Below are 2,500 nucleotides of genomic sequence, written 5' to 3'. Positions count from 1 at the left end.
CAGCGGGGAAGTCGTTACGCCATTCGTGCAGGTCGGAACTTACCCGACAAGGAATTTCGCTACCTTAGGACCGTTATAGTTACGGCCGCCGTTTACTGGGGCTTCAATTCAATGCTTGCACATCTCCTTTTAACCTTCCAGCACCGGGCAGGCGTCAGACCCTATACGTCGTCTTAAAGACTTCGCAGAGCCCTGTGTTTTTGATAAACAGTCGCTACCCCCTGGTCTGTGCCACCTCTCAATACTTGCGTATAAAGAGGTCACGCTTCTTCCGAAGTTACGCGTGCAATTTGCCGAGTTCCTTCAACGCAGTTCTCTCAAGCGCCTTGGTATACTCTACCTGACCACCTGTGTCGGTTTCGGGTACGGTCTCATGGCGGGGCTATTTCCTGGAACCGCTTCACCGCAAGGACAATCCAATAAGTCCTCACGATTTACGCAATCCGTCACCACCGCCTGGCCCACGAATATTAACGTGGTTCCCATCGACTACGCGTTTCCGCCTCGTCTTAGGGGCCGGCTAACCCTGCTCAGATTAACTTTAAGCAGGAACCCTTGGTCTTTCGGCGAGGGAGTCTCTCACTCCCTTTATCGTTACTCATGTCAACATTCGCACTTCCGATACCTCCAGAAGCCCTCACGGGTCTTCCTTCATCGGCCTACGGAACGCTCCGCTACCACGTGGATAAATCCACATCCTCAGCTTCGGTGCATGGCTTGAGCCCCGGTACATTTTCGGCGCAAAGACCCTTATTTAGACCAGTGAGCTGTTACGCTTTCTTTAAATGATGGCTGCTTCTAAGCCAACATCCTGGTTGTTTTGGGATCCTCACATCCTTTCCCACTTAGCCATGACTTGGGGACCTTAGCTGGAGGTCAGGGTTGTTGCCCTTTTCACGACGGACGTTAGCACCCGCCGTGTGTCTGCTGAACAGTACTCCTCGGTATTCGCAGTTTGGTTAGGATCAGTAAGACGGTGAGTCCCCATAGCCCATCCAGTGCTCTACCCCCGAGGGTATTCATTCAACGCTCTACCTAAATAGATTTCGCGGAGAACCAGCTATCTCCGAGTTTGATTGGCCTTTCACCCCTAGCCACAAGTCATCCCAATCTATTGCAACAGATGCGGGTTCGGTCCTCCAGTTGGTGTTACCCAACCTTCAACCTGCTCATGGCTAGATCACTCGGTTTCGGGTCTAATGCATCTAACTAAATCGCCCTATTAAGACTCGCTTTCGCTGCGCCTACACCTATCGGCTTAAGCTTGCTAGATACACTAAGTCGTTGACCCATTATACAAAAGGTACGCCGTCACCCTTGCGGGCTCCGACTGTTTGTAGGCATCCGGTTTCAGGTTCTCTTTCACTCCCCTTGTCGGGGTGCTTTTCACCTTTCCCTCACGGTACTGGTTCGCTATCGGTTATGCACGAGTACTTAGGCTTGGAGCGTGGTCGCCCCATGTTCGAACAGGATTTCACGTGTCCCGCCCTACTCAAGGACAATGATTATTCTACGCATACGGGGCTATCACCCATAGTGCCAGGCTTCCCAACCTGTTCTGCTTTATTCATCATTGCCACTGGCCTGATCCGCGTTCGCTCGCCACTACTTGCGGAGTCTCGATTGATGTCCTTTCCTACGGGTACTTAGATGTTTCAGTTCCCCGCGTTCGCTTCTTAACCCTATGTATTCAAGTTAAGATACCTTATAGCGATATCTAGAAACCTGTTGTGCTGAACCTCATCACCCGGACGCGCCGGGTTTTGTTTTGTCCTCACGCCGTCGCGATCCTTGCGGATCGCTGCGCTGCGGACGGCGCGCCAAACGATTGGCGACGGCCTCTTGGCCTGTATGGGAAGTCCCATGCAGACGCCGTACCGTTCCATTGTTTGGTCTCAGCAAAACAGATTTTCTAGATATCTAAGGTGGGTTTCCCCATTCGGATATCCATGGATCAAAGCTTATTCGCAGCTCCCCACGGCTTTTCGCAGCGTATCACGTCCTTCATCGCCTGTGCATACCAAGGCATCCACCAAATGCCCTTAAGACACTTGATCGTTCTCATTGCTGATGTTCATCTATTTGACCGGGCCTTTTGTATAACCCCGGCCGATGCCATCAACACGATCTGACCACCGACCCAACAAAGTCGGCAGTCTTAATTTTGTAAGACTATCCATCTTCAGCTCTTCTTAGCGCGACCGCGCGTCGCCGGAAGTCCGGCGCCCCAGCGGAGGATAGGTCCGAAGGACCGCTCATCCGTGAGCTCAAAGAACTAAAAAGACGAATGTCTTTTTAGACCAGCTTCTCGAGATAATGTCCGATGATGTGCGGTCAGGCGCATCAATCCAACGCATCCGTCAGATGAAGGACAAGTCCTCCAAACAACAGATCGTCGTTACAGACAGAGCTTCCTTCCAAAACCAAACCCTCTCTCATCTCCGGCCGGCTAGACCTTCAATGCCGTCAATGGGTTCAGCTCCGAACGACCAGGCCTGAA

The 2,500-nt window shown here is 52.0% G+C and carries 1 rRNA gene (only partly in view); it reads right to left on the bottom strand.

The annotated features are described in order from the left end of the window. A 23S ribosomal RNA gene (locus tag V6767_RS22530) occupies positions 1-2,057 on the bottom strand (it extends 896 nt beyond the left edge of the window). Positions 2,058-2,500 lie beyond the last annotated feature (443 nt).

The organism is Martelella sp. FLE1502, assembly GCF_053484255.1.
The sequence above is the reverse complement of the archived record's forward strand: the minus strand, read 5'-3'. Positions and strand labels throughout refer to the sequence as shown.